Consider the following 21,546-nt stretch of genomic DNA (forward strand, 5'->3'; position numbering starts at 1 on the left):
TTACGCCTCCAGGATCTCGGACGCGCGCTGGATGCCCGCGCGGATACGTTGATAGGTGGCGCAGCGGCAGGCGTTGCCCCACATGTAATCGTCGATTTCCTGTGCCGAGGGCTTGGGATTTTCGGACAGAAGACCTACTGCGGACATGATCTGCCCGGACTGGCAGTAGCCGCATTGAACGACGTCGAGTTCGATCCATGCCTGCTGGACAGCGGCGCCGATCTCGTTTTCGCTCATGGCTTCGATCGTCGTGATCTCGGCCCCTTCAACATCTTCGATATACGTCTGGCAAGACCGCACCGGCTCACCATTCAGGTGCACTGTGCACGCCCCGCAAGAGGCGACGCCGCAGCCGAATTTCGTACCTGTCATCTTCAACTCGTCGCGGATGACCCACAGCAGCGGTGTACCGGGTTCCGCTTCGACCGTTTGGTCCTTGCCATTCAGTTTTAGTGAAATCGCCATGCCTACTCTCCCAGATGGACGTCGGTACTATACCACATAGGCGCGTGGCGATGTGGTGCCACCATGTAGGGTTGAATTCCGTCTTCACGAAAGCGGTGCAGATCCAATGGTATGCGGTCGATGTCTTGTTGGAAGGACGCATTTTAGGCGCTGCATCAACGCCATTCTCCAAACTGCTCCGTCGCTTTGGCTATGCGGGTCAGCATCCAAGGGTCTGATAGGAAGCGCAGGACGACTTGGCATCGAGCAGGATATTATGCGGCACCCTTTGCCGCTCGTCCTGTCAATGCAGAGGCAAAGGCACTCAGAAGGGCGTTCACGTCCTCAGCGTCCGTCATTTCATTGGGGATGCTGACGCAAGCAGCAAGGGGGTGGCCCAGAATGTCTTCGCAGGTTGTCAGGCTGGCGCCTTGCTCCTTGGAACGACCGCAGGTCAGAAGGACGCCCACGCAAACATCCACGTTTGTCAGGGTTTCCAACACAGTGCGCAATGGGGCTGCCGGTTGATTGGCCCAGACCGGACCGGCGACAACGATCCAAGGTCGTTGCGCCGGCAAGACGTTCCCCGTGAGCAGTGGAGGCGCGTTTTTGCGCCCAACGTCCCAAATGGCGCGCACCATCCAGAAGAAGCGGCTTCGGTACCGATCCACATCTACTGATATGACATCAGCACCCGTCTTTTCTGCCAGGGCCAATGCGACCCGTCGGCTGTTGCCCGATTTCGAATAGCAATAGATGGCGGGTGCTGTTCTGCTTGGCATTGTTGCCGCTCCTTTCCCGCACTTCTTACCGCTTCCATGAGGGCGGGCAATTGACCGAAATCAAAAACCGGCGGCAGACAACGTGGCACTCAGCACGCAGACACACTGCGTGAGGAACCTGCATATGCTCGACACATTGCCGAAAACAATGAAAGCCGCCGTTGTCAGTGAACTCGGCCAGCCGCTGGATATCCGAGAAGTGCCAGTGCCTCAGATCGGCCCACGAGATGTTCTGGTGCGCGTGCGCGCTTCAGGGGTGTGTCACACGGATCTGCACGCCGCGATGGGGGACTGGCCCGTCAAACCGACTGCTCCGTTCATTCCCGGTCACGAGGGGGTGGGGGAAGTGGCGGCCCTTGGCCGGGACGTAACCCATTTGAAAGAGGGTGATCGCGTGGGTGTGCCTTGGCTCCACACCGCATGTGGGCGCTGCGAACACTGTGCCGGAGGGTGGGAAACCCTTTGTGAAAGCCAGCAAAACACGGGCTATTCGGTCGACGGTGGATATGCCGAGTTCGTGCGCGCCGACGCTGACTATGTCGGGCGTCTTCCCGCCGCGATGGACTATGGGCCAGCTTCCCCGGTGTTGTGCGCGGGCGTAACTGTTTACAAGGGCCTGAAAGAGACCGAGGTACGGCCTGGCCAGTGGGTTGCGATCAGCGGCATCGGCGGTCTTGGACACATGGCCGTGCAATATGCCAAGGCCATGGGAATGCACGTGGTGGCGGTCGATGTTGCCGATGACAAATTGGAACTCGCCAAGACGCTGGGAGCGGATGTGGTGATCAATGCGGCGAAGGTTGATCCCGTCAAGGAGGTGAACAGCCATCTGGGCGGCGTACACGGCGCACTTGTGACCGCCGTGAATACACAGGCCTTCGCACAGGCAACGGGCATGTTGCGCCGTCATGGCACGATGAGCCTCGTAGGTTTGCCGCCCGGGTCGTTCCCGTTGCCAATCTTCGATGTGGTGCTCAAGCGCCTTACGATCCGCGGGTCCATCGTGGGCACACGTCTTGACCTTGCAGAAGCGTTGAGCCTTGCGGCCGAAAGCCGAGTGACCACCCATTTCTCATGGGATCGGCTTGAGAACATCAACGCCATCTTTGATCGGATGAAGGCGGGCCAGATCGCGGGCCGCGTGGTGCTCGAAATCTGACGACCGAATGTCGGCTTCGGTCTGACCACCGTTTCGGACCGATTGAGGTATGTCAAACAGCGCATCCGGATGCGTCGCTACGCTTGCCCAAGAAAAAAATGAGGCGAGCACATGTTAACACCGGATGGAAAACTGATCTTTGCGCTTGCGGCCTTGGCCGTTGTGGCCGCGTGCGCACCTGAGACACGCGAACCAGACGTAAGCGCTGCAGAGGGCGAGCGGTTGTATTTCCAAAAATGTGCTGCATGCCATGGGAACGATGGAACGGGTGCCGGTGTGGCATCTCTGGGCCTCGGCGGGCCGCCGCCAGATTTGACGACGCTGGCGGCACGCAACGACGATACCTTCCCGGAGACGTTCGTGATGAGTGTCATTGACGGCTTCAATCGCCGCGATCACCCATCCTCGGCAATGCCGGAATTCGGGAACGAAGACCTTGGCCCGATTGTTCAGGTGGAAGAGGATGGCGTGTCGACGCCGATACCCTCCGACCTGATCGCATTGTCCGCCTATCTTGAAAGCATCCAGCGGTAGGGCATACCGGTTCGCAAGCTGTGCGCCAGTATTGACTGCCTCCTATGATCTGGCTGGCACTGCGCCCAGCAGGGTGATGGTGACCAATGATACTTTGACGATGTCCAAGATTGGTCCACACGCGGGTTACCTGAGATCGTCAATGCGCCCCTACACTGCGCAAGTGCATGAGGGATGCCTGACAGTTTTGAAACAATCGGATCCGCCCGGTCATCGCCGAAAACAGGAGGTCGCGGTACACTTTGTTGCGCGCCACCAGAGCCGCGCAGCCTTCGTAGCTGAGCTGCAGCAGATGCAGTTCCTGAAGAACCCGGACACTCGTGTTCTCCATTTCGGAACGCAAAAGGACGGATGGTCCCGAAAGTATCATTGTTGGCCCGTTGTCCCGGTCCAGCCGCACCTTGCCCGTGACCAAAAGGGCAAGATCGATCTGTTGGTCGAAATGTAGCCGATCGCCCGCATCCAACATGTCGATGGCGATTGTATTGAGAGACTTTGCCAAGCCTTTTGGTCCGCTCGTGGTGGCAACTGTTTTCATCGGCCACTCCATGGCTGTGTCAGGAGCAGGGTATGGTTTTCCGGCCAAAGACCGTTGAGAATTGTCAACCTTTGGCGTGTGCGATCAAACGGCGCAGCCGGATCCGTTCATCCGATGGCTAGGTTTGAGCCATGTCAACGTTTTGACCGGACAATCGAATAATCTTTGACGGGAAAGGATGGCCGTGATGTTTGCCCATGCCCGCACCATCGTAACTGTATTCGGTTTCAACATCCGGATTGACCCCAGCTGGGTTTTGATCGCAGGCCTGATCACATGGAGCCTGGCGCAGCACAGCTTTCCCGCCGCTTTGCCGGATCTTTCGCAATGGACATACGCGATACTCGCGATTTCGGGCGCATGCCTGTTCTTTGCGTCACTGGTCGGTCACGAATTGGCGCACGCACTGACGGCGCGGCGGTTCGGAATTGATACGCGCAGCATCACGCTGTTTCTCTTTGGTGGCGTGGCAGAGTTGACGCGCGAGCCGGACAAAGCCATGCACGAGTTCTGGATTGCGTTGGCGGGTCCAGCCATGAGCCTTGCGTTGGCATTTGTATTCGCCCTGTGCGCCGAGGTTGCGGTTTTTGCCGTCGGCGTGGGGCCAATGACGGCGTTGTTTCACTATCTCGCGCTTGTGAACGTCGTTCTGGCTGTTTTCAATCTTTTGCCGGCCTTTCCGCTGGATGGCGGTCGCATACTGCGTGCGTGGCTTTGGTGGCGCCGGGGCGACATGCTCGAGGCGACTGAGGCAGCCGCGCGCACGGGGGCTGTCCTTGCCTATGCGCTGATGGCGCTTGGCCTGGTCGGGCTGTTTCAGGGCGCAACCGTTGCGGGGTTCTGGCAGATACTCATCGGCCTTTTCATCTTGAGTGCAGCCAAGAGTGCCGTCGATGCGCAACGCACAAGAGCATTGCTGGGCAACCGTCATGTGCATTCGGTCATGAGCTCCCCCCCGGTCACGGTCTCAGCCGAGACCACGCTTGCCGCTCTGGTGAACCAGGTCATGCTCACGCAACGCGTCAGCTTTGTGCCCGTGGTCGAGCATGGGCGGGTGCTTGGTCATATCGATACGGACGTGCTGCGGGGCATTGATCGTGAGAACTGGGCCAGCACCAGGGTTGGCGACGTCTTTGTCGAGATGAACCAGACTGTCTGTGTCCCACCAGACATGCCTGTCTTGCGCCTGTTCGAGCGGATCTCCGAGACCGGGCAGCGAAAGTTTATGGTGGTTCAAGACGGGCAGTTGGAAGGCGTCATCAGTCTGTCGGATTTGACCCGGCAACTTGGGCTTCTCACAGACTTGGGCAAGCATCAGCCCTACACGTCCGAGTTGCAATCGTGATATTGCCTGCGCTTGAGGCCAAGACCTTAGCTTGGATCCTTTCACCCATAATATTCATTGGAACAAGGTCATCGCTCCGTGGATCCTGCCACTGACCCCGCATTGCTGACGGCACTCATGGAAGCAGCGGCTGACGCTGTGATAATTTCAGACAACGGCGGTCGCATCTTGCGTGCCAACCCTGCCACATCCCGGCTGTTCGGCTATGCCGAAGGCGCGCTGATCGGCCAACGGGTAAATGTGCTGATGCCCGAAGCGCTGGCCGAGCTGCATGACAGCTTTATGGCGCATCACCTCGAAACCGGAGAGCAGCGCATCATAGGGACCGGTCGCAATGTCGAGGGCAAACGCCAGGATGGCACGGTTTTTCCCGTGCATCTTTCCGTGGGCAGGGCCGACATCGATGGGCAGGTCGTGTTCATCGGAATTTTGCATGACCTGACAGAACGCCACATTGCCGATGAGGTCCTGGCCCGCTCACAGCGTCTGGATGCGGTTGGGCAATTGACCGGCGGGATTGCCCATGATTTCAACAATTTGCTGACCGTGATTATCGGTAATCTTGAACTGTTGCAGATGCGCGGTGTGAACGACCGTCAGCGTGATCTGATCCATGATGCTCTCGCCTCGGCCGAACTGGGGGCTGATCTGACCTCGCGCCTGCTTGTGTTCGCACGCAAGGGAAACCTGAAGCCGGTTCAGGTGGATTTGCGAGAACAATGCCAGGATGCGCTCGCTTTGCTGAGGCGCACCATTGGTGCGCGCTACGCGATCCGGACTGATTTTGCGTCCAAGGTCAGCAAGGTGATGATTGACCCGGTACAACTGCAATCGGCCCTGATCAACCTGGCCCTGAATGCACGGGATGCGATGCCCGACGGAGGTGAATTTCTGATTTCGGTAGGCGACGTGATCATCGATGACGACTACATGGCGCAGGAAACCGATATTGTGCCGGGCGAATACGTGCGTTTGTTCATCAGCGACGATGGCGCCGGTATGACGCTCGAAGCGCAGCGCCGTGCGTTTGAGCCCTTCTTTACGACCAAGGCGGACAGGGGAGGCACGGGCCTGGGTTTGGCGATGGTCTATGGCTTTGTACGGCAGTCTGGCGGGCATATTACGCTATACAGCGAGTTGGGTCACGGGACGAGCTTTGGCCTCTACTTCCCCGCGATACGCGAAACAAATGTGTCGCGCGAAGACATGCGCGTCTCGGCGCCCGCTGCCATGCCGCGTGGCAGTGCCCAGGTTGTTCTGGTTGTCGAAGACAATCCGCGAGTACGGAAGCTGTCCATTGAGCGTATTCGTGACCTTGGCTACCGAACCCTTGAAGCTGCGAATGGCGATGATGCCTACAGGCTTTTGCAGTCCGGTGTGCACGTGGACATCCTGTTTTCCGACCTCGTGATGCCAGGCAAACTGAATGGCTATGATCTGGCGGCCAAGGTGAGATCTACATTCCCTGATGTCGGCCTCTTGCTGACATCAGGCTATGCCAGCGACGTGGTCACCAGCAAATTGGGCGGAAGTACGGAATACGATGTTCTACACAAGCCATATCGGCAATCCGAACTGGCGGAACGCCTTCAGGCGCTTCTGTAGCAACTGTCTTCAAGTGGTTTTCGTTCGACAGCGTATGCGAATGTATATCCCACACCGCGCACGGTCTTGATCAGCCGCGGCTCGGACGGATTGCGTTCGATCTTCTTGCGCAGGCGCGCGACCTGATTGTCCACGGTCCTGTCCAGCGGCGACCAGGTCGCACCGTGGGTCAGGTCCATCAATTGATCCCGGGACAAGACGCGCAAAGGGCGCTCCAGAAATACCTTGAGAAGGTTGAAGTCGCCGCTGGTCAGCGCACATTCGGCTCCGGAACGATCAATTACCTGCAAGCGATCTGGTACGGCAACGACGCCGTCAAAATGATATGCAGCGCTATCAATAACGGATGGAGAAACGGGTTTGGCCCGGTGTGCATCTTCCTCGGCAAACTGGTGGCGGCGCAGAACGGCGCGGATGCGGGCAATGACTTCGCGGACGTGAAATGGCTTGGTAATATAGTCGTCGGCTCCAACCTCCAGGCCGACAACCCGGTCGATCAGATCATCCTTGCCTGTCACCATGACCATCGGCACCGTCGACAGCTTTCGGATTTGTCGCGCGAGGTCGAGACCGCTGTCAGCCCCCAGGTGAATGTCGAGAGTCACAAGACTCAGGTCCTGAGCGGCCACGCAATCCAGTGTTTCTGCCGCTGAAGTTGCTTCCATGACCCGGAACCCGTCGTCCTCGAGCATATTGCGCAAAACAGCACGTACCTTGGGGTCATCTTCGACAACCAATGTGGACGGTCTTTGGTCCAACTTGCACTCCAGTAGATGCGTGCGGATGCACGATGACCGTTCCGGACCAATGTCCGTCGAGGGAAATTACAATTTGATACAAAACGCACAGATACAACCATATGTAGGAATACACGTGCCGTTCACCAAGGTCTCGCCAGCAATCAGGGGGCCAAAGATGTACGTCACGCTGTCTGCGGAAAACCGCCCGGTCCACGGTTTGCTTACGGCGCATGGCACGACCATTGCCGGATTGCCGACATTGGTGAAGGCAGGGCAGCATCTTTACCGCGAGGGGGACGATGTTGAACGCCTTTATCAAGTCTCGACCGGTGTCGTAAGATTGACGCGCATGTTGGAAGACGGGCGGAGGCAAGTCATTTCCTTTGGCTATCCGGGTGACATCATAGGCTTTCCAGCCGATGGACGGCATCACACAGATTGCGATGCTCTGGTCGATACAACCCTGGTGGCCTATCGGCGCGCGGCGCTCGATACAGGCGAGGGCGATCCTGAATTGCACCTGGCCCTTCTTGAGGCAGCCTTGCGCGAAATCAGCGCTATGCAAGACCACGTGATGATGCTGGGACGCAAATCTGCGCTTGAGCGGGTTGCCTCTTTCCTGAATGTGTTGACGACCTGCTATGGCGAAGATGTCGATATGCATCGTCGTATCGACCTGCCGATGTCACGCAGCGACATCGCGGACTTCCTCGGGCTTACTACCGAAACCGTTAGCCGTGCTTTTACCACCTTGCGCAAGGCAGGTGTCATGTCGCTTGACGGCGCTCAGACCATCATCGTGCGCGACCCAGAGGCGCTGTCCGAGATGGCAATGGGCGATGACTGACGCTGGCCTGCGACGTGCCGTTCAATTTACCTAATCCGTCTGCACGCAATGGTCAGTGTACCGGAACAAGAGTCTTGCTGCATGTCGGAACGCGAAGCTGTTGGCCAAAGCCAAACTCGGTTTGCCAACAAACCTCGCCTCAGCTTTACCCATCCTCCTGGGCCTAAAAAACGCGCTGCGCGTTTCAGGATGTCTCGCTACGGAGGCGATCTAGCAACTAGGTTGGTGTAGGCGTATCCACCACAAGCGCCGCGCGCAGGTTCGATCCGGGTGCGCCACAGGTCAACAAAAGCCGCCCCGGATCATTCGCGTGCAGGGCGATTGCCATCGCTGGGCCCGCCGCACCCGTGTCACCGAAGCGAAGTGCGGGATGATCAGGCAATACGCCGTCTTTTAGGCGTTCGCTGATCCGCATCTGCACGTAGGACAGTTCTGCCGCCCTGTACCGCCCGTTGTTCCAATCCGTCAGCCAACGTGTCACCGGCGCCGTGTCCTGGGGCAACGCTGCCCAACAGGCGCGGGTCAGCCCGTCATAGTCACTGTCTCCCATGTCGAACTCGCCCACTGGCTCTTGTTCGAGCGCAATACCGGCGACACGGGGCGACTGCGCCGCACCAGCCCCCAATAAAATCGCAGCTGAACCTTCACCCGGGATCGGTCCCCAGGGGGTTGCGTCGCTAAACAACCCTGTCCGGTCTCCGGCCAGCCGTGCTATCAGCCGACGGCGACAGGCCAGGCTGTCCACCGCCAATGCGAGTATGGTGCTGCGCTCGTCCGAGGTCATATGATTTGCCAATGCGGCGGCCAGTGCAGGGGCACCATCAAGATGCAGTGTCGATTTTGATATGGGGCGGTCCAGTATATCGGCGGCCATGTGGGCCAGATCTCGTCCCAGCTTGGTCAAAGTGTCTGGATCCAGCCCTTCGGCCGCGGAGAGTTCTGGCAGCAATACGGCAAGTGAAATGGGTCCGTCGGGCAGTGCGCTGGTATCCAGATCGGCCAAGGCCTGTGCTGCGATGTGGCGCATTCGGTCCGGCGCCGCTTCATCCGTGAGGTCGTGATCAAAGGCCGTCAACAACGGCTTGTAGTCGGCCCCCAGAAAGCTGCGCTGGCGGCGCATTCCACCTTTGCCAGTCAACGTCACGCGCGTCGCATCAAGCGTCGGGCCAAGTGCCGACCACAATCCCGCTGCGATCACACGCACGGGCGACATCTCTGCAAGTCTGCTGCAGGCATGTCTGCTTTACTCGCCTTCGACAAGCGTGATGGGCCCTGCATAGTCTGGCACCAGGGCCGTCATAAGCCCGGCGAGAGCGGTGTGTTCCATGGCAACGTTCTCTAGCATCAGTGCGGGTGCATCATCTTGCGTATGGCCAAGCCACAGTTCGCTGTCCAAGAAATCTATCCCGCCGCTATCGGTCCCGATCGGTATCAAGGTCCCGTAGGATGCAAATTGCGTGAACGAGTCGAGAAAATCGTAGCCGAGCTTCGCTTCGCCCGACAGCGGAATACACGCTCGATCCGCAATGATGATATCCGCCGCGGGGGATGTCCGCGGCATCGGGCCTGCGTCTGTTGGCCAAGCCATCTGATCCACAAGCGGAAGAGATGGTCCGATGCCATCATCAAGTTGAAATTGCGCTGTGTCCAAGGCTGTGTCGGGTTGCATGTCGGGAACGCCTTTGGGCGCGTGAAGTGTGACCAGATAGCGCGCCAACAGTGTGACTATTGCCGACCCCATGCCGGGTGCAGCAATGGTGAGCGTCGTTGTCCGCTCGTCAGATTGGTCGAATTGAACACGGGCGGGCGCATTGCCCGCATCGCGAAAGAAACCCGGTGCGAGCAGCGTCTCGAGTTGGGGCGCGTCTTCCGAGATCAACCAAAGCCGTTCCTCGGCCCAGCGCTTGTCGACTGCCCGTGCTGTATAGGTGAGTGTGACAGATACACGATCAAGCCGCGTGGGGAGGGAAGCGGGCAGCTCCAGGGGGGACGGAAAGGGGTTGGTCATATGGTGGAGCCTTGGGTGGCGGTACCAAGGAACCGGTCCAGATAGGCCTCACCGAGCTCACGACGTTGTGCGTCGTGCGCGTCGTAGCTGGGTGCGCGCTTGATCCGTACGTGTCGGCTGGCCATTGCGGGCGCGAGGTAGGCAGCGGCTGCACGATAGGCCGAGATGTCATCGCCCGCGTTGATGTCACCCCAAATTGGCGCATCGCCAGCAGTGACGATCTTGGTTTCGCCTGCTTGCTCGACCCTCACAGCGGGATGATCAGGCCTCTTGCCCAACCTTGCAGCGAATTCTCCGCCCACTCTGGTGCGCCAGCCCACGTCAGGTAGGCCGGGGGTATACTTGCCCAAATAGAATTCCGCCGACTTGCTATGATAAAGCATCTCGAGCGGCATCAGCCAGTCGGCGATGGTCACGGTACGGAACCTGAGAAATGCGGGAGGAAGCCGACTGATAGAGTTTCCATGCGCCGGTGGTTTCGCAAAACTGTATCCTTCGAAGCCGGCCCGTATGGGAAGACACCGCAAAATGCGGTCCACTTCGCTCAGAAAAGACATATCCGTTGCCTCACTCGGCGCAACTGCAAGATCTATATGGTAAAACGGGTACTCCACGTCATCGACAACGCGCCCGCTACAGGTCATGTGCAACATCGGCAAAAACTGTGCCTTAAGTGGCGTCTCATCCGTTCCGCAAAGTCGGAAGCTGTGTCCTGACAAACCGGTGCTCTCGATCTTGTTGCGAAGCGTGTTCAACTTTTGCTGCGAACAGGACGTGTATGGCATACCTTTCGTTGCAAGCGACTTTTGCTGTCCGATGAAACGGATGTCTGCGTCGTAGCGCGCTGTGAATAGATCGAGTAGTTCGACACCGATCGGTGCGAAATCCGCGGACGACATCATTTCTGTAAAGGCTGTGATGCGCAGGGCGGTCGCGGCGATCGGCTGCTCGCTTCCTGTCGAACTGTCGCTTTGCAGATATTCCATTACTCTTCTTTCTGATCAGTCATTGCCCTGCGTGTCGCACGTAGTGCACGTTTGGTTCTTTAGCCGATCGGGCGCGCGTTTTGCCGGTCGCAATTGCAGCTGTCGGGGCTGTTGCTCACCTCGATGACCTCGCCAGACGTGTTGCGTCTGTAGAGATTCTCCTGACTGGGGCCGAGTTCATCCTGATACCCCGGAGCGTCGAACTTGTAGTCATAAACACCTTCGATTGCGCCGTTTTCATTGACAACGCTGTAGTCAGGCACGATCCGCACTGCGTCGTCCAGAAGCGAACTCGCGTTTCGGATTGCCTGATAGATTTCTGCTGCCGTCTGTGCGCCCTCGATAACGTCAAGGACTCCGCCAAGTATGTTCAGACCTGGTACGAAGCGCATCCACCATCGGCGACCGGCGCGGCGAAGCGCGTCCAACCCGTGTTCGCGAATTTGTCGGCGCACCATACGTTCAATGGCGTCGCGCATACCTCTTTCATTATAGGCCCGGCGGCTGCGATCAAAGGGGTTGTTCGCGTCACGCGGCACGAACACACTGCGTTCTGCGGCACCGATCCCGCCTGGAAATCTGCGCCGATTGGCGCGGTTCAGACGCGAATTCGGTTGTTCCAAAGCGGCGCGGGTGCGGTCGCGCGCCATGCGTGACGGTCGTGTGCACTGCCTGCTGCCGGGCCCGTGTCGGCGACGACATTCCTGCCATTCCTCGCGGACTTCGCAGAAAATCTCGCACAGTGCGTCAAGCACTGGATCGCCCGTGTCAAAGACGCGTTCTACCTGACCACCTTGCCCCGAGATGCAGTTCCGGTTGTTCATGAAGAGTTTGTCCGTCAGGCGACAGACATTCTCGCCTTCCATGTAGACATTCGGTGAGTAGGTGATCCAGTTCGATTGCTTGAGATGGGTTCCGGAAGACACCCCATTCATCGACCCGGCTTCGTCGCCGGAACAGCGCGAGAATTCGGACGGGCGGTTCGCAATCATGTTGCCGCCATCTGCGTGGACCGTGGTGGTGCCCTTGACGATGTCCGGATTGACGGCGGTGATGGCGTAGGGCACCGGTCTGCCTTTGCCTGGCGTTCTGCAAACGTCCGGGACGGAATTGGAATGTGTTCCGCCAGATCCCCGGTGCGTGATTGTCAGCCCGTTGACGCGGATGGTGACGGTCATTGCACATACTCCTTGAGAGAGGTTGCAGGGTCGAAGCGCGGGGCATCGGATGATGTGACGCGGAAACCGGCGCCGTCCCGCAGGGCGATCAGTGTCTTTTGGATTTTCACGTCATCTCCCGCCCGTGGGATCGGCCAGGCAGCCTGGTAGACGAGCCGTACCCGTCCGGTATCGAGGTTTACCGCGATGGATTGCAGCTCCGGTGCGCCGCGCACCCAGCTTCCGGCAATTCGGGTGTCTGTGCGCAGTGCGAGCCAAGGCAGGGGCCAGGGGGTCGGGGCTTCTGCGGGGCCGGTGCCACCGAGGCCGCCGATTTCAAGAGCGACACCTTCTGCCAATGGCCGCTCAAGCTGTTGATCGAGCGGAGCCGCCTGCCAGTAGTCTGGGTCGATATCGGTCGGCAACAGTGGCGCTCGCGTGCGTCTCCAGACGTCGTCGTATGTTCCTGAAAGCGCATCTCTTGCTGGCCAGTGGCGTGGCACGGGCCCGAGCGCTGGATGCCCACCGCCCGCGACTGTCACGCACGGTGGTCCGTTCGGATCGTCCTTTGCGCGGCCAATGGGCATATCCTCGCTGCGTGCTGCAAACGTGCCGTCCAACGGTAAAGGTCCGTGCCGGTGTCCGTCTCCAGAAATCTCGAGTGTCTTTTGCCATGTGCCGATGCGGAACAGGACACGATGGTCACGCCCTCCCGTATCGGGCACGGTCCCGCCCAATGTCAGATCGATGCGGTTGCGGGGCGGAGTGATATCACTGTCTGCAAGCATCACGCTCTCGGGGTTGTCACCGTCGAAGCGCGGCGCCATCGCGACCGGCGGCTGCGGCATTGCGAAGAGCGGCGCATGCCTTGGACGCAAGACGAAAGTTGCCGCAATCCAGACGGACCATAGACTTTGACCGCGATGATCGCGCATCGGGGCCGCGTGATGGGCGAAAGGGGTCTTGTTGTCGACCTGCCACATCGTCAGTTCAGGTCAATCCGTGCAGCCACCAGATTGAGGCCGGTGGCCGCATCTATGGCGATGTCTTCGCCGGTCATCCTGATGCGCCCATCCGGGTATAACGCCAGCGAAGCGTCTCCAGTTCGCAGGACCAATGGCGTGTTATCATCTGCAGCCGAGTCGGCCGCGTCCGCGGTTACGCCAAGGGCGATAAGCGTGGAGACGTCCGCGTCACGCACGGTTTGACAAACAGCTTGCTGCCCAACCGTGTCAGGTGTGAACCGGGTTGTGGTCAGCACCTGGGCGTTTGTTCCTTCGAGCTGTGGCACACCTGCCGCGTTCACCGAAAGTATCCTATGCAATTGAAAGGTGCTGAGCGTCATGGTCATCTTGTGACTCCAACTGGTGCGGACCGCATGCGGGAGTGATTGCCGGTAAGGCGCATCGAAGCCTCAGGGCTGCACGGAGAGGCCAGCGGCACGCGATCTAGGCCCAATGTCCTGATCACCCATGCGATGCCACTTCCAAACATACGGAATTGCGGACGCTAATTTGCAGCGGGTGAAGGCAAGGCCAGGCCGTTTTTCTCGTTCCGATGGATGTTTTGACATGTGCACGCATCTGCATGGTGTCTGTATCGTCACATGGCTCGGTCTAGGTTTTGACGCAACTCGTCATACAGAACCTCTGCCTTTTGCAGCGTTGTATGGTTCGTGGACTCGTTGAAGAATTTTGACTTTTTGTCACCGCAGTAGTTCGAATAGAGCGTGTTGATCCGATCGATGATTTCACCGCCAAGGTTGTCGTAGACCACTTGGCCATACTCGCCTTTGTTGGACGAGGGGATTCCCAGAAAGTTGTATTCCGTTTTCACCTTGCGATAGGCCTTGGGATACTTCGGGTCGGTGGTTCGACGAGTGATTTCTATCGTCGAAATGACACCGCCGCCGGGCATGACATCGCCGGTTCGATTGTCCACCTTGACCCGTTGGAAAGAATCCGATGCCATCACCTCGGCCATGTACCAGCACAGTTCGATCTGGCCACCACCCTGCTTCGCGTCTGGAAAGATCTTTCTCGGAGGAACTTTCCGGAGCAGCGGAGAGGCCAGCATTTCGTCGTATTTCTCTTCCTTTTGACGATCAGTAAGTGCTGAAGACTCGTGGATCTGACGCAATGAGTCATAAGCCAGCGCAAAGCTCTCTTCGACAAAGGCCACCATGGCGTTCTGGTATGTGAGGGGATTTTGAAGCACGGTTTTCAGCGAAATGTTGGGTTTTGCCAAAGCGGTCATCGCCTTGGTGGTCTTGCTGGTCACGATACCTTCCAGCCCACTCGCGGATTTCGAGAAGAAATAGCTGACAGGTGATTGGCCACCGGTCTGCGTTGCCGTCGTGCCGCTCATTGATTTGAATGCACCGGAGGCCACCAGCTTGCTTGCCCGCTTGGCGAAAAGGGCTCCGAGGCCGGAAGCTGCCCCGACCATGACGAGTGAAAAAAACAGCTCGGTTTGCGCACGTTCCCGGTCTTCCTGCGCCTTCAGGGTCGCTTTTGCACCCGCGTGCGCTTCGGCATAGGCGCTTCCAACGGACAGGGCCCATCTCGACAGGTAGTGACCCTTTGCGCCATCCAGGGCCAGTCTGAGTGAAGTGATGTCTGTCATGAAATATGCCCCCGAAGGATCTTTGCAGGCAGTCTTGTACAAAGGTTGCTGCGATGGAATTTGCGACCCCGCCGAAGCAGGATCGCAATATGATTTGTAAGGACGGCGATCAGGCAGCCTTGGTCGTTGTCAGATCGTAGGACGCGATCATCGGCGACATTGGGCTGTGGTTCTCGTCGTGCGGGATGTACTTCACTTCCATCTTGGTAAAGTTCAGACGGATGGTTTCGACCGGCCGGTCGCCCGATGTATCGACGGAATAGTTCGACACCAGTGTATTGGTCAGCTTGTACTCGACATAGGTGTCGCCCGGATTGCCGGTTGTTACCAGGTGCAGCGTGCACATCTTGCCGGTACGGCCGGTGCAGGCTTCTGCAAACAGCTTGGTCGAGGAACTGTCGGTCACCTTGGTCAATACGACCTCACTGACGGTTGGTTCAGACGCCTCGCGGTTGGCCGTTGAGCCTGCTTGGGTATTCATGTTGCGCGCCACGTTCCAGTGCACGGTCTCGATGTCCATCCACTGACGGTGCGTTTCGTGCGTTGCATCGCCGGGAATTCCATCGAGTTGCATGTAAATTGGCATTTCAGTTTGCTCCTTTGGTCAGAAAATTGGTCGTCATCGGTAGTATTCACCAAGGGGCGCGCCCCTTAGCTTGCCAAACGTCTCCTTTTCCCTACTGCGGCGACGGTGATGTCACCGCTCGGATCGACGTCGAGTTCGACCACGCGGGGCATAAGGCCACGTGTGATCGAATCCAGGAACAGGTCTGCCAGTTGAGGCAGCACCTGCTGCGATATCATCGCTTCAATGGCGCGCGCGCCTGTCTCGCTGGCCTTGGCACGTGCGCCCAATGCGTCACGGGCAGCATCTGTGGTTTGCAGCTTGGCGTCATAGTTGGCCATCAGGCGGTCCTGAACGCGGGCGAGTTGCAGATCGACGATGCCTTCGAGTGCCTTGGTGTCCAACGGTTGATAGGGCACAACGGTCAACCTACCCAGAAAGGCCGGCTTGAAATGCGCAAGCAACTCGGGCCGGATCAGGTCGGGCAGAGCTTCAGGCGCAGGCATCGTTTCGGGGTCCTCGGCCAGGTTGGACAGTAAGTCCGTGCCGGTATTGGCCGTCATCAGGATAGTCGTGTTCTTGAAATCCACGTCACGGCCTTCACCGTCGCGTAGGACGCCCTTGTCAAAGACCTGGTAGAAGATGTCCTGTACCGATGGGTGCGCCTTGTCGATCTCATCCAGCAGCAAGACGCCGTAGGGCCGTCGGCGCACGGCTTCTGTCAGTACGCCGCCTTCGCCATAGCCGACATAGCCGGGGGGCGAACCCATCAGCAAAGAGACCTTATGCTCTTCCTTGAATTCGCTCATGTTGATGACGCTGAGCGCCTGTTGGCCGCCATAAAGCTCGTCTGCCAGTGCAAGCGCCGTCTCGGTTTTGCCTACTCCTGACATCCCGGCCAGTAGAAAAACACCCTTTGGACGACGCGTGTCGCCGAGTTGCGCCCGCGAAACCCGCATGGCACGGCACAGCGCGCCAATCGCAGCTTCCTGCCCCATAACACGCGCGTTCAATCGCGCATCCAGAGTTGCCACCGCGTCAATCTGGCTGCGCATAAGGCGCCCTGTCGGTACACCCGTCCATCGACCAATGACTTGTGCGACAGCCTCGGCATCGACGACGCGATGCACCAAAGGCGCCTCCCCACCTGCTTTCGCCAGCGCTTGTTCGGCTTGCGCCAGTTCCTGCAGATCTGTTGCTTCGGAAGAGGCAACCGCATCTGCGGCGCGCGCCAATGCGCGCTGTTCGTCCAAACGCGCGGCAACGCTTTCTGCGGCGCGTTCTTCTGAAACCAATTCCGCCCGCAATGCCTTCAATTCAACGGCGCTGCCAGCAGCGTTAGGGGGTTCAGCTTCCAGTCTGGCGATTTCCGCGGTCAGATGCGCTGCCTCGATACGGTGCCGATCCAGCGCTTCCGGAGTGATGTCGCGCGAGAGGCGGACGGCGGCAGCGGCTGTATCAATGACGCTGACGGCTTTGTCAGGCAGTTGCCGTTCGGGCAGATAGCGCGCCGACAGCTCCACTGCAGCGCGCAGTGCGCTTTCGCGGATTGAAACGCCGTGGTGCTCCTCGAACTTGCCGGCGACGGCGCGCAGCATCCGAATGGCGGTTTCGATATCGGGTTCGTTGACTTTGACAGGCTGGAAGCGCCGGGTCAGCGCCGCGTCCTTCTCAAAGTGTTTCTTGTATTCGCCCCATGTCGTTGCTGCGATGGTACGCAATTCGCCACGGGCAAGCGCGGGTTTCAGGATGTTGGCGGCATCCCCTTGGCCCGCCTGACCACCAGCGCCGATAAGGCCATGTGCTTCGTCAATGAACAGGATTACCGGTCCTGGCGCCGCCTTGACCTGGTTCAGTACGCCGGTCAGGCGTCGCTCGAACTCACCCTTTACGCCCGCTCCGGCCTGCAGCAAATTCAGATCGATTGTATAGAGCGTGACATCCTTGATTGGTCCAGGCGCCGACCCGTTTGCGATCATCAGTGCAAAGGCTTCGACCACGGCTGTCTTTCCGACGCCTGCTTCGCCCAGAAGAATGGGATTGTTCTGACGGCGGCGCAGGAGAATATCTATCATCTGTCGCAATTCGGCGTCGCGACCAACGATCCGGTCAATACGGCCTGCACGAGCCTCTTCGGTCAGGTTGTGCGCGTAGAGCGCTAGAAAATCCTCGCCTCCAGCGCCGGCCGGGACTGGCGCAAGATCCGCGCCGTGCTGATCTCCGGCAGCAGCGATCCGCTCTTCCAGGACTGCCGTGTCCAGTTTGAGAAGAGCAGGGGCCGCGCGCCGCAAATGGGCGCGTAGCGACGTATCGCTCGCAAGCACGAACAGAACGATGTCCGCCGACATCATCCGTTGTGCAAAGCGCAAGCTGGTTGCGGTCCAGCTTTCGCGCGCCAAGTCCACGACCGAGGCCGCCATGGTTGGCGTTGCCGCAGCGCCGCGTGGCAATGCTTCGATCGCGCGCATTGCTTCGGCGCGCACTTGAACCGGGTTTACTCCGGCTGCTTCCATCGCTGCGGCCGGAGCAGCTGCCCCGCACATTCCGGCGATCCAATGCTCTGGCTCAACTGTGCCGTGTCCGTTTCGGACGGCAATTCCTGCCGCGGCTTCAAGCGCTGACGACATGTCCGGGGTCAGGCGGGAAATCAGAACATGAAGGTCAATATCAGGCATACAATCACAACAAATCTAGAGGCCCCGCCGAAGCGGTTTCATTACAATGTGTCCGACGTGCAACACACGTCATGATAGTATTCAAAACGTATTCCGGAGCAGGTCGGCTGATGGGCCACTGCACCGCGGTTCGCCCCCGTCATGCTTATAATAGACGCAATTGATCAGGCATCATGCAACCCGATTATCCATTCGGAATCCCGCCATTGCTCGGTTACCGTTTTATTCGAATCAAAGGCGGGACACGTCTTTAACTATTGTTTTTATTGCCTATTTGGGCGGCCAATTCGAAAGAAGTACCTTGCCTGACGACAAATCAAACGCACAAATCGGGATTACGGCTGGCGATAATCCGCGAGAAACGGAAAAAAGCGTGGCAGATTATCGCCGTCTCAGGGATGCCCGTTCCGCCGCTCGCGCGGAAGAACGCCGACAGGAGGGGGCTGATCCCGTAAAACGTGTGCTCAAAGTCGCGCGTGAGTGGTCTGACGTGCGGGATCTGGCCACCAAACTGCTGCGTGATGTCGGGCGTGATATCGAGGTAGTTGTCTGGTTGATCGAGGCGGAAACCCGGCTGAATGGCTTTGCCGGGCTGAGCGCGGCACTGGGTCAATTGGCGGACATGGTAGAGGTGCATGGCATTGCCCTGCATCCCCAACCCGAAGACGAGCTTGACCGGCCCTTTGACATCATAGCTGCACTAAATGGTATCGGGCGCGAGGGCACGCTTATTCCTCCCCTGAGGCTGGTTCCGCTGCCCCCTAATGGCGTCTATGGCGAACATGGCATTTGGAATGTTGCCGACGGCGGCGCGACAGACCTGGTGACCTCGGCATTGATGCAGTCCGGAGCCGAGGCAGTCGAAACGCAGCTTGAAGTCATTGCGCGGGCGCGGGGCGAACTGGAGCGTTGCGACCGTTTGCTGAACGACTTGCTGGGACCCGAAGCACCGCCGTTCAGCAAGATCGACGAAACTCTGGCCCAGGCTGCGGGGACCATCCGCAACCTTGTCGGCGACATACTGTCCGGGAACGGAGCCGAAAATGTGGTCGATACGCAAGATACCGCCGATACTGCGACCACGGCTGAGACGCGCGCGGACGCATTCACAACCGGGGCGATCACTTCGCGTGAGGAAGCCTTCGCGCAGCTCCTGCGCATTGCAATCTACTTTCGGCGCGCCGAGCCGCATTCGCCAATTGCTGATGCTTTGGAGACACTTGTGCGACGCGGCCGTATGGATTTCACCACCCTGCTGGCGGAACTCATTCCCGATGAGCATGCGCGATCGGTGGTCCTGACCGCGGCAGGTATCAACCCTCGGAAAGATCCCTTCGAAAATGAGGACTAGCCGAATATCGCCGACGCCCGGACACCACTCGGGTCCGGTGCCTTGACCGCATGATTGGCGGCGTATTTCATAAATGGCGTTGGACCTGCCCGATATGAACGACGGTCGCGTTAATCGCCCGAAACGCAACAGAATTTAGTCGCCCGACGGTGTCACCCACCGGGGCAAACTCACATTAAGGAGGCCGCAGATGGCAAGCATTCACGACAAGCTCGACAAGGTGCGTAAACCGCGCGTCCATATCAAATACGAGGTCGAAACCGAAGGCGCGATGGTCGAAAAAGAGCTGCCATTCGTGGTCGGCGTTTTAGGCGATTTTTCAGGCGATCCGACCCAACCGCTCAAGCCGTTTGGCGAGCGCAAGTTCGTCCAGATCGACAAGGATAATTTCGACGATGTCATGGCCAAAATGACCCCGGGCCTGACCTTCAACGTCGAGAACACCCTGTCTGAAGACGATGAGGAAATGAAAGTCCAACTGGCGTTTGCGAGCCTTTCGGATTTTGAACCGGCCCAGGTGGTCGATCAGGTGCCCGCACTGAAGAAGCTGCTGCAAAGCCGCAACCAATTGCGAGACCTGCTGTCCAAAGCCGACCGCTCAGAAGAGCTTGAAACGTTGCTTGAACAGATGCTGCAGGACGACGCCGCGCTCAAGGACGTGGTGGACCAGTTGAAAAGCCAAAACTCTGATGGAGGGGACGCGTAATGGCCGCTGAAACGCAGACCAACGAGAGCCTTGCGCCGCAGGCGGACAACGCGTCGCTTCTGGATACGGTGATTGGTGCCACGCGACAGACCGAGCCGGATCGGACCAAGGAACTGCTCAAGAACCTCACGGACGCGGCGCTGGATGGAACGGTCAGCTATAACCGGAACCTGACCATCACGCTGACCAAGGCGATCGAGGCGCTTGACGCCAAGATTTCGCAGCAACTGGCTGTGATCATGCAATCGTCGGATTTCTCCAAGTTGGAGGGGTCGTGGCGTGGCTTGTGGCACCTAGTGCAGAACTCGAACACATCAGCCAATCTGAAAATCCGCGTGCTCAATGCGTCGAAGAAGGAGATCGGGCGCGATTTGGCCAAGGCGGTCGAATTCGATCAGTCGCGGCTGTTCAAATCCATCTATGAAGACGAGTTTGGCACACCCGGCGGCGAACCGATGGGTGCCATGATCGGCGACTTCGAGTTCCACAACAGCTTTGAGGACCTGGAATGCCTGCAAGGTATCAGCCAAGTGTCGGCGGCCGCTTTTGCTCCGTTCATTTCTGCTGCATCGCCGCAGTTGTTTGGTTTTGACGACTATACGGAGTTGGCCAAGCCCCGAGATTTGTCCAAGATTTTCGACGCCACCGAATATGCGAAGTGGCGCAGCTTCCGGGAAACCGAGGAAAGCCGGTTTGTGACGTTGACCATGCCGCGGGTTCTGGCGCGCGTGCCCTATGGTGCTTCGACACGCACGATTGATGAATTCGACTTCAACGAAGCGGGTGCATTCGAGGGTGATCGCATTCCTCACAACAACTACTGCTGGATGAATGCGGCCTATGCGATGGCCACGAACCTGACCTCCGCGTTCAATCAGACTGGTTGGTGCACAGCCATTCGTGGGGCCGAAAATGGCGGCAAGGTCGACGGGCTTCCCATGCATCTGTTCTCGACCGACGATGGGGATGTGGACATCAAGTGCCCGACCGAGATTGCGATCACGGATCGTCGCGACTCTGAACTGGGCGCGATGGGGTTCTTGCCGCTTTGCTACTACAAGAACCACGACTACGCTGTATTCTTCGGCGCGCAGACCACGCACAAGGCCCCCAAATACGACCGGCCTGAGGCCACGGCCAATGCGGCGATTTCAGCCCGTCTGCCTTACATGATGGCGACATCGCGGTTTGCCCACTATCTGAAAGTGATTGGTCGCGACAAGATCGGGTCCTTTATGGAGCCGGAGGATTGCGAGGCCTGGCTGAACCGGTGGATCAACAACTACGTCAACGCCAATGATGGTGCGGGGCCGGAGATGCGGGCGGAGTACCCGCTGCGTGACGCCCGGGTGTCGGTCGAGGAGATCCCCGGCAAGCCGGGCAGCTACAATGCGGTGGCGTGGCTGCGCCCATGGTTGCAGATGGAAGAGTTGACCACATCGTTGCGCATGGTCGCCCGGATCCCGGAGAAGCAGTGAC

The 21,546-nt window shown here is 58.6% G+C and carries 21 protein-coding genes; 8 read left to right on the top strand and 13 right to left on the bottom strand.

The annotated features are described in order from the left end of the window. Together KUV51_RS02830 and KUV51_RS02835 are read right to left on the bottom strand one after the other, a co-directional pair. Window positions 1-465 carry a (2Fe-2S)-binding protein gene (locus KUV51_RS02830; RefSeq protein ID WP_222520098.1) on the bottom strand — a complete coding sequence of 155 codons (465 nt, stop codon included), beginning with the start codon at window positions 463-465 and terminating at the stop codon, window positions 1-3. A 254-nt stretch (window positions 466-719) separates the two neighbouring features. Further along, window positions 720-1,226, bottom strand: a complete 507-nt coding sequence (locus KUV51_RS02835) for a hypothetical protein (RefSeq protein WP_222520099.1) — start codon at window positions 1,224-1,226, stop codon at window positions 720-722. A gap of 124 nt (window positions 1,227-1,350) precedes the next feature. On the opposite strand from KUV51_RS02835, the gene adhP reads away from it, so the two are divergent. Both adhP and KUV51_RS02845 read left to right on the top strand, forming a co-directional pair. After that, on the top strand, window positions 1,351-2,385 hold the full coding sequence (gene adhP, locus KUV51_RS02840; protein WP_222520100.1) for an alcohol dehydrogenase AdhP: 1,035 nt from the start codon (window positions 1,351-1,353) through the stop codon (window positions 2,383-2,385). Between the two features lie 111 nt (window positions 2,386-2,496). After that, complete coding sequence (locus KUV51_RS02845; RefSeq protein WP_222520101.1) at window positions 2,497-2,919, top strand: c-type cytochrome; 423 nt, start codon at window positions 2,497-2,499, stop codon at window positions 2,917-2,919. 139 nt (window positions 2,920-3,058) lie between these two features. On the opposite strand, the gene KUV51_RS02850 is transcribed toward KUV51_RS02845, so the two are convergent. Next, window positions 3,059-3,457 (bottom strand): hypothetical protein, encoded by a 399-nt coding sequence (locus KUV51_RS02850; RefSeq protein WP_222520102.1) that lies wholly within the window; start codon window positions 3,455-3,457, stop codon window positions 3,059-3,061. 187 nt (window positions 3,458-3,644) lie between these two features. Between KUV51_RS02850 and KUV51_RS02855 the strand changes: the two genes are divergently transcribed. Together KUV51_RS02855 and KUV51_RS02860 are read left to right on the top strand one after the other, a co-directional pair. Then, complete coding sequence (locus KUV51_RS02855) at window positions 3,645-4,802, top strand: site-2 protease family protein (RefSeq protein ID WP_222520103.1); 1,158 nt, start codon at window positions 3,645-3,647, stop codon at window positions 4,800-4,802. Window positions 4,803-4,880: 78 nt separating this feature from the next. Continuing rightward, complete coding sequence (locus KUV51_RS02860; protein WP_315898783.1) at window positions 4,881-6,407, top strand: PAS domain S-box protein; 1,527 nt, start codon at window positions 4,881-4,883, stop codon at window positions 6,405-6,407. Here the strand turns inward: KUV51_RS02860 and KUV51_RS02865 are convergent. Beyond that, a complete protein-coding gene (locus KUV51_RS02865) occupies window positions 6,392-7,165 on the bottom strand; it encodes a response regulator (RefSeq protein ID WP_261385617.1) in 774 nt (257 codons plus the stop codon). The two genes, KUV51_RS02860 and KUV51_RS02865, sit on opposite strands and share 16 nt — an antisense overlap. 157 nt (window positions 7,166-7,322) lie before the next feature. Between KUV51_RS02865 and KUV51_RS02870 the strand changes: the two genes are divergently transcribed. Beyond that, window positions 7,323-7,994, top strand: coding sequence for a helix-turn-helix domain-containing protein (locus KUV51_RS02870; RefSeq protein WP_222520104.1), 672 nt, complete (start codon window positions 7,323-7,325; stop codon window positions 7,992-7,994). Between the two features lie 217 nt (window positions 7,995-8,211). On the opposite strand, the gene KUV51_RS02875 is transcribed toward KUV51_RS02870, so the two are convergent. The 9 genes from KUV51_RS02875 to tssH all read right to left on the bottom strand — a co-directional run bounded on the left by KUV51_RS02875 (window position 8,212) and on the right by tssH (window position 18,010). Then, entirely contained in the window at window positions 8,212-9,207 is a 996-nt protein-coding gene (locus KUV51_RS02875; RefSeq protein ID WP_222520105.1) for a hypothetical protein, read from the bottom strand. A gap of 30 nt (window positions 9,208-9,237) precedes the next feature. Further along, a complete protein-coding gene (locus KUV51_RS02880; RefSeq protein ID WP_222520106.1) occupies window positions 9,238-10,002 on the bottom strand; it encodes a hypothetical protein in 765 nt (254 codons plus the stop codon). Then, window positions 9,999-10,988 (bottom strand): hypothetical protein, encoded by a 990-nt coding sequence (locus KUV51_RS02885; protein WP_222520107.1) that lies wholly within the window; start codon window positions 10,986-10,988, stop codon window positions 9,999-10,001. Before KUV51_RS02885 ends, KUV51_RS02880 begins: the two co-directional genes overlap by 4 nt. Before the next feature lie 59 nt (window positions 10,989-11,047). After that, on the bottom strand, window positions 11,048-12,166 hold the full coding sequence (locus KUV51_RS02890) for a DUF4150 domain-containing protein (protein WP_222520108.1): 1,119 nt from the start codon (window positions 12,164-12,166) through the stop codon (window positions 11,048-11,050). Then, entirely contained in the window at window positions 12,163-13,128 is a 966-nt protein-coding gene (locus tag KUV51_RS02895) for a DUF2169 domain-containing protein (protein WP_222520109.1), read from the bottom strand. The genes KUV51_RS02890 and KUV51_RS02895 overlap by 4 nt, the downstream gene beginning before the upstream one ends. 2 nt (window positions 13,129-13,130) lie before the next feature. Beyond that, window positions 13,131-13,496 carry a hypothetical protein gene (locus KUV51_RS02900; RefSeq protein WP_222520110.1) on the bottom strand — a complete coding sequence of 122 codons (366 nt, stop codon included), beginning with the start codon at window positions 13,494-13,496 and terminating at the stop codon, window positions 13,131-13,133. Window positions 13,497-13,747: 251 nt separating this feature from the next. Then, window positions 13,748-14,770, bottom strand: coding sequence for a hypothetical protein (locus KUV51_RS02905; protein ID WP_222520111.1), 1,023 nt, complete (start codon window positions 14,768-14,770; stop codon window positions 13,748-13,750). 109 nt (window positions 14,771-14,879) lie between these two features. Further along, the gene (locus KUV51_RS02910) at window positions 14,880-15,344 is read right to left on the bottom strand and encodes an Hcp family type VI secretion system effector (RefSeq protein ID WP_261385618.1); all 465 of its coding nucleotides are present in this window, start codon (window positions 15,342-15,344) and stop codon (window positions 14,880-14,882) included. A gap of 77 nt (window positions 15,345-15,421) precedes the next feature. Further along, window positions 15,422-18,010, bottom strand: coding sequence for a type VI secretion system ATPase TssH (tssH, locus tag KUV51_RS02915; RefSeq protein WP_222520113.1), 2,589 nt, complete (start codon window positions 18,008-18,010; stop codon window positions 15,422-15,424). Window positions 18,011-18,170: 160 nt separating this feature from the next. Between tssH and KUV51_RS02920 the strand changes: the two genes are divergently transcribed. The 3 genes from KUV51_RS02920 (at window position 18,171) to tssC (ending at window position 21,545) form a co-directional block, all read left to right on the top strand. Next, window positions 18,171-19,361 (top strand): ImpA family type VI secretion system protein, encoded by a 1,191-nt coding sequence (locus KUV51_RS02920; protein ID WP_222520114.1) that lies wholly within the window; start codon window positions 18,171-18,173, stop codon window positions 19,359-19,361. A 190-nt stretch (window positions 19,362-19,551) separates the two neighbouring features. Continuing rightward, window positions 19,552-20,067 carry a type VI secretion system contractile sheath small subunit gene (gene tssB, locus KUV51_RS02925; RefSeq protein WP_222520115.1) on the top strand — a complete coding sequence of 172 codons (516 nt, stop codon included), beginning with the start codon at window positions 19,552-19,554 and terminating at the stop codon, window positions 20,065-20,067. Continuing rightward, a complete protein-coding gene (tssC, locus tag KUV51_RS02930; RefSeq protein ID WP_222520116.1) occupies window positions 20,067-21,545 on the top strand; it encodes a type VI secretion system contractile sheath large subunit in 1,479 nt (492 codons plus the stop codon). The genes tssB and tssC overlap by 1 nt, the downstream gene beginning before the upstream one ends. The last annotated feature ends 1 nt before the right edge of the window (window position 21,546 follow it).

The organism is Tateyamaria omphalii, assembly GCF_019802125.1.
GTDB classification, from domain to species: Bacteria; Pseudomonadota; Alphaproteobacteria; order Rhodobacterales; family Rhodobacteraceae; genus Tateyamaria; species Tateyamaria omphalii_B.

Excerpts from the sequence above, each read along its gene's own strand:
- KUV51_RS02870 (WP_222520104.1), top strand. The coding sequence starts at position 7,323 with ATGTACGTCACGCTGTCTGCGGAAAACCGCCCGGTCCACGGTTTGCTT.
- KUV51_RS02890 (WP_222520108.1), bottom strand. The coding sequence starts at position 12,166 with ATGACCGTCACCATCCGCGTCAACGGGCTGACAATCACGCACCGGGGA.
- KUV51_RS02835 (WP_222520099.1), bottom strand. The coding sequence starts at position 1,226 with ATGCCAAGCAGAACAGCACCCGCCATCTATTGCTATTCGAAATCGGGC.
- KUV51_RS02905 (WP_222520111.1), bottom strand. The coding sequence starts at position 14,770 with ATGACAGACATCACTTCACTCAGACTGGCCCTGGATGGCGCAAAGGGT.
- KUV51_RS02885 (WP_222520107.1), bottom strand. The coding sequence starts at position 10,988 with ATGGAATATCTGCAAAGCGACAGTTCGACAGGAAGCGAGCAGCCGATC.
- tssC (WP_222520116.1), top strand. The coding sequence starts at position 20,067 with ATGGCCGCTGAAACGCAGACCAACGAGAGCCTTGCGCCGCAGGCGGAC.
- KUV51_RS02910 (WP_261385618.1), bottom strand. The coding sequence starts at position 15,344 with ATGCAACTCGATGGAATTCCCGGCGATGCAACGCACGAAACGCACCGT.
- KUV51_RS02845 (WP_222520101.1), top strand. The coding sequence starts at position 2,497 with ATGTTAACACCGGATGGAAAACTGATCTTTGCGCTTGCGGCCTTGGCC.
- KUV51_RS02855 (WP_222520103.1), top strand. The coding sequence starts at position 3,645 with ATGTTTGCCCATGCCCGCACCATCGTAACTGTATTCGGTTTCAACATC.
- KUV51_RS02880 (WP_222520106.1), bottom strand. The coding sequence starts at position 10,002 with ATGACCAACCCCTTTCCGTCCCCCCTGGAGCTGCCCGCTTCCCTCCCC.
- adhP (WP_222520100.1), top strand. The coding sequence starts at position 1,351 with ATGCTCGACACATTGCCGAAAACAATGAAAGCCGCCGTTGTCAGTGAA.
- KUV51_RS02900 (WP_222520110.1), bottom strand. The coding sequence starts at position 13,496 with ATGACCATGACGCTCAGCACCTTTCAATTGCATAGGATACTTTCGGTG.
- KUV51_RS02850 (WP_222520102.1), bottom strand. The coding sequence starts at position 3,457 with ATGAAAACAGTTGCCACCACGAGCGGACCAAAAGGCTTGGCAAAGTCT.
- KUV51_RS02895 (WP_222520109.1), bottom strand. The coding sequence starts at position 13,128 with ATGTGGCAGGTCGACAACAAGACCCCTTTCGCCCATCACGCGGCCCCG.
- tssB (WP_222520115.1), top strand. The coding sequence starts at position 19,552 with ATGGCAAGCATTCACGACAAGCTCGACAAGGTGCGTAAACCGCGCGTC.
- tssH (WP_222520113.1), bottom strand. The coding sequence starts at position 18,010 with ATGCCTGATATTGACCTTCATGTTCTGATTTCCCGCCTGACCCCGGAC.
- KUV51_RS02875 (WP_222520105.1), bottom strand. The coding sequence starts at position 9,207 with ATGTCGCCCGTGCGTGTGATCGCAGCGGGATTGTGGTCGGCACTTGGC.
- KUV51_RS02830 (WP_222520098.1), bottom strand. The coding sequence starts at position 465 with ATGGCGATTTCACTAAAACTGAATGGCAAGGACCAAACGGTCGAAGCG.